This is a genomic window from Ectothiorhodospira sp. 9100, assembly GCF_022227565.1.
Classification (GTDB): Bacteria; Pseudomonadota; Gammaproteobacteria; order Ectothiorhodospirales; family Ectothiorhodospiraceae; genus Ectothiorhodospira; species Ectothiorhodospira marina.
Window position 1 is genome coordinate 1 of record NZ_JAJNAN010000085.1, and the last position, 4,326, is coordinate 4,326.

General features: G+C 66.5%; 3 protein-coding genes. 1 reads left to right on the forward strand and 2 read right to left on the reverse strand.

Going from position 1 to position 4,326, the window contains the following annotated elements; all coding sequences use genetic code 11:
* Positions 1-235: 235 nt before the first annotated feature.
* Both LPW29_RS14765 and LPW29_RS14770 read right to left on the reverse strand, forming a co-directional pair.
* Positions 236-1,480 carry a pyridoxal-dependent decarboxylase, exosortase A system-associated gene (locus LPW29_RS14765; RefSeq protein WP_370642854.1) on the reverse strand — a complete coding sequence of 415 codons (1,245 nt, stop codon included), beginning with the start codon at positions 1,478-1,480 and terminating at the stop codon, positions 236-238.
* Positions 1,481-1,539: 59 nt separating this feature from the next.
* Positions 1,540-3,126, reverse strand: a complete 1,587-nt coding sequence (locus tag LPW29_RS14770) for an acyl-CoA ligase (AMP-forming), exosortase A system-associated (RefSeq protein WP_238628644.1) — start codon at positions 3,124-3,126, stop codon at positions 1,540-1,542.
* Positions 3,127-3,411: 285 nt separating this feature from the next.
* Between LPW29_RS14770 and LPW29_RS14775 the strand changes: the two genes are divergently transcribed.
* On the forward strand, positions 3,412-4,200 hold the full coding sequence (locus LPW29_RS14775; RefSeq protein ID WP_238628645.1) for a S1C family serine protease: 789 nt from the start codon (positions 3,412-3,414) through the stop codon (positions 4,198-4,200).
* The last annotated feature ends 126 nt before the right edge of the window (positions 4,201-4,326 follow it).

Sequence of the window (4,326 nt, forward strand, 5' to 3'; positions counted from 1 at the left end):
TATGCGGACAAGTACCGGGGGCGGGGTCAGCCGATCCATCTGATTGGGGTGGAGTTCTCCCGGGAGCAGCGGCAGGTGGTGGGGTTTGAGGTGGAGACGGTGCCGGAGGCTTAGCGCTCAACCGCTATTCCCGCCCATCAACAGCACGCCTTGCGTCCAAGCCAAGGCATGACCACTACTATGTGGATAAGACACCGCGGCAGGTGGTGGCGTTTGAGGTGGAGACGGGCTTCCTTCACACCAGCACTTCCACTGCTGCCGGATGGCCCAGGAATTTCTCGGGGCTGGCGGTGAGGCCGTAGGCGCCGGACTGGTAGATGACCACCAGGTCGCCGGGCTGAGCAGGGGGGAGCTCCATGCGGTCGGCCAGCAGGTCCAGGGGGGTGCACAGGGGGCCGACCACGGAGGCGGTCTCCCGGGGGGTGTCTTCCATGCGGGTGCCGATGGCCACCGGGTAATTCTTGCGGATGATCTGGCCGAAGTTGCCGGAGGCGGACAGGTGCTGGTGCAGGCCGCCGTCGGTGACCAGGAAGGGGTGGCCGCGGGAGATCTTGCGATCCAGGATGCGGCAGACGTACACGCCCGCTTCGCCCACCAGATAGCGGCCCAGTTCGATGACGATCTCGGTGTGGGGCAGTTTGACGGCGGCCTCTTCGACGATGGTCTTGAGGTTGTCGCCCACGGGGGCGATGTCCAGGGGCTGTTCGCCGGGGAAGTAGGGGATGCCGAATCCCCCGCCCAGGTTGAGGAACTTGACGGGGCCGGGTGCGTCTTCGGCCAGTCGCAGGGCCAGGTCGAAGCACTGGCGCTGGGCCTCGATGATGGAGTCGGCCTTGAGGTTCTGGGAGCCGGCGAAGAGGTGAAAGCCCTCGAAGGCCAGCTGGGCGTCGCCGATACGGGCCAGCAGTTCTGGCACCTGTTCGGCATCCACGCCGAATTGTTTGGGGCCGCCGCCCATTTTCATGCCGGAGCTCTTGAGTTCGAAGTCGGGATTCACGCGCACGGCCACTCGGGCGGGCAGGCCCAGTTCCCGGGAGGCCTTCGCCAGGATGTCCACTTCGCGGAAGGATTCAATATTCACCAGGATGCCGGCGGCCACGGCCTGGCGCAGTTCGGTGTCCTGTTTGCCGGGGCCGGCGAAGCTGATCTCGGCGGGGTCGGCGCCGGCGTCCAGGGCCACCTTCAACTCACCCGCGGAGGCCACGTCGATGCCATCCACCAGGCCCGCCATGTGTCCCACCAGGGCGGGCATGGGGTTGGCCTTCATGGCGTAGTGCAGTTTGATGGCCGGGGGCAGGTGTTCTCGCAGGTGCGCCACGCGCCGGGTGAGCAGGGCGCGGTCGTAGGCGTAGAAGGGGGTGCGTCCCACGCGGGCGGCAATACGGCGCAGGGGCTGGCCGCCGATGAGCAGTTCGCCGTTGGTAGCGGGGAACTGGGTCATGTGGGTGTGGGTGGGTTTGGATGATTTGGGCGTGTCCATGGTCCCGAATGGTCTCAGTATGACTGGGAGGGGGCAAGCGCTTTATCCATGCACCTTAATTATGGGCTGTATTGCCCCGCCAGGCTCTTGCGGTCCAGTTTGCCATTGGGGTTTCTTGGCAGGGGGCCTTGGTGGATGTGGATGCTGGCCGGGACCATGTAGGCGGGCATGCGGGCCTTGCATTCGCTGAGCAGGGCCTGGGTGTCCACCGGGGTGCCTTCCGGGGCGGTGACCACCACGGCGATGCGCTGGCCCAGGGTGTCGTCGGGCAGGCCAAAGGCCACGCACTCGCCTACCTGGCGGGTGGCATAGAGAATTTCTTCCACCTCCGTGGGGCTCACCCGGTAGCCGGAGGTCTTGATCATCTCGTCGCGCCGGCCGATGAAGTAGAGATAGCCTTCTTCGTCATATTTGACCGTGTCGCCGGAGAAGACGGCGATCTCGGGCAGGACGAGGCCGGACTGGCGGCCGGGGGCCAGGGCCGGCAGGGGCTTGAAGTGGTGGGCGGTCTTGTCGGGGTCGTTCCAGTAACCCTGGGCGACCAGGGCGCCGCGCTGGACCAGCTCGCCGGGTTCGTGGGGGGCGCAGGGGCTGCCGTCTTCCCGCAGCACCAGGACCTCGGCGTTGGGGATGGCCTTGCCGATGGAGTCGGGGCGGTTGTCCACCTGCTCGGGGGGGAGGTAGGTGGCGCGGAAGGCCTCGGTGAGGCCGTACATCAGATAGGGGCTTGTGCGCGGCAGGTGCTCGCGCAGGCGGTTGAGGGTCTCGCGGGGCATGCGTCCGCCGGTGTTGGCGATATAGCGCAGGTGCGCGTCGATGCCTTCGGGCCATTCCAGCTGGGTGAGCTGGATCCACAGGGGGGGCACGGCGGTGAGGCCGGTGATCTTCTCCCGGGCGAGGGTCTTGATCACGTCCCGGGGCAGCAGGTAGTTGAGCAGCGCCACGCGCGCGCCGCTGTGGAAGGCGGTGGTGAGTTGCGAGAAACCGGCGTCAAACGACAGGGGCAGGGCGGCCAGCAGGCTGTCGTCGGCGTGGTTTTCCAGGTACTGGGCCACGCTCTTGGCGCCCATGACCATGTTGCGATGGGAGAGCACCACACCCTTGGGTCCGCCGGTGCTGCCAGAGGTGTAGAGGATGGCGGCGATGTCGGTGTCGATGACGCGCGGTTCCGGGGCCTCGGGGGCATCGGCCAGGGATGCCCAGCCGTGGACGGTAGCGCCGGGGAGGGTGTGCTCATCCGCTGGGGTGTCGGTGAGGATGACGTGGCGCAGGTCGTGGCAGTGTTCCAGGGCTTCTTTAAGGGCATTGAAGCGGGCCGGGGAGGTGACCAGTACGCGCACGTTGCAGTGTCGCAGGATGTAGGCCACCTGGTCGGCCTTGAGCACCGGGTTGACCGGGACGAATACAGCGCCGGCGGCGCTGGTGCCGAAGATGGCGCTCACCGTCTCCAGTCGCTTTTCCAGGAAGATGCCCACCCGTTCGCCCCGTTCCAGGCCCAGGGCCTGAAGTCCGTGGGCGAAGCGTTGTGCCGCTTGGGTGGCGGCGGCATAGTCCTGCGTGTGCTTGCCGTAGGTGACCGCCGGGGCATCGGGTGCGCGGTGGGCAGAGGCCTGGAGAAGATGGTGGAGGAGGTGGCTGTTGTCCATGGGGTGTTTATAACCGATGGGAGGGGGGTGTGTCAGCGGTGGTATGGATGTTGGTTGGGGTGGGGCGCTTCTCGAAGCGCCCGTACGGTTTGGGGGGCAGGAAGGGGCGCTTCTCGAAGCGCCTGTACGGGATACTGTTGGGCGCGACTGGCTACACTGGGCGGAGTTGCGTGGGAGGCATGACATCATGGGGGCTTGTGGCGTTTCGGGGGCTCGGCTCATGATGGTGGGGTGGTGCCTTGGTAGAGGATGATGAAGCGCCCTTCAGGGCGTGGGAGGTTTGGGATGCGTGCGTTGAGTCGGATGGGTGTGCTGGGTGTGTTGTTCTGGGCGCTGTGGTGGGTGCCGCTGGCTTCGGTGGGGGGTTCCGATCTGGCCGATACCATTGAGAAGATCAAGCCGTCGGTGGTGGGGGTAGGGACGTTTCAGCCCACGCGTTCGCCCAGGGCGCAGTTGCTGGGCACCGGCTTTGCGGTGGGGGATGGGCGGCATGTGATCACCAATGATCACGTGATTCCGCACATGCTGGATTCGGAGAATCGCGAACATCTGGCCATCTTCATCCCTGGGCGTGGCGATTCGGGGGAGATGCGCCAAGCGCGGCGGGTGGCGTCGGATCCCTTGCGGGATCTGACCTTGCTGCGTTTTGAGGGGCGCGGGTTGCCGACGCTGCAGGTGGGCAATTCGGATCGGTTGCGCGAAGGTGAGACCGTCGCCCTGACGGGGTTTCCCATCGGTGCGTTGCTGGGGCTGGTGCCGGCGACCCATACGGGGATCGTCTCGGCCATTACGCCCATTGCCATGCCCGTGCGCTCCACCCAGAACCTGGACCCGGCGGTGATCCGGCGGTTGCGGGATCCCTACACCGTGTTTCAGCTGGATGCCACGGCCTATCCCGGGAACAGTGGCAGCCCCTTGTACCGGCCTGAGACGGGTGAGGTGATCGGGGTGCTGAACATGGTGTTTGTGAAGGAGGGGCGTGAGCGGGCACTGGATCGGCCCAGTGGGATCAGTTATGCCATCCCGGGGAATTATGTGCGGGAGTTGTTGAGGGAGGCGGGGGTGTCCCGCTAATACTCCCTTCTCCCCCTGGGGGAGAAGGGGCGGGGATGAGGGGGCGGGATAGGCACTGTGCCAGTCCTTGGGGGCCCCCGCCCCCCCCCCCCCCCCCCCCCGGGGGGGGGGGGGGGGGGGGGGGGT